The 220-nt window shown below is 38.2% G+C and carries 1 protein-coding gene; it reads right to left on the reverse strand.

What is annotated here, in order from left to right; translation table 11 throughout:
- On the reverse strand, window positions 1-220 hold a 220-nt coding region (locus J7R10_RS09705; protein WP_208436561.1), incomplete at both ends, for a hypothetical protein.

The following is a 220-nucleotide window of genomic DNA, read 5'->3' on the forward strand; positions in this document are numbered from 1 at the left end:
CAATCTTACCATCAGCTACATTATGAAGTCCAACAGGTGTGGAATCTTTTCCTTTCCCTAAAGTCACACTCGTATAATTAATAGTGTTATTGTCATCACCTGTTTTATCATAATGAACAACCGCTGAATCATCTGACTGAAGACTGCTGGAAAGATCCTTTAAACCTTTTTCAAGCTGACCCTTGTTAACGGCATCATTGTTATCTTTTGCATCCCCTAC

Origin of the sequence: Bartonella vinsonii subsp. berkhoffii ATCC 51672 (assembly GCF_902825225.1) — a bacterium.
Classification (GTDB): Bacteria; Pseudomonadota; Alphaproteobacteria; order Rhizobiales; family Rhizobiaceae; genus Bartonella; species Bartonella berkhoffii.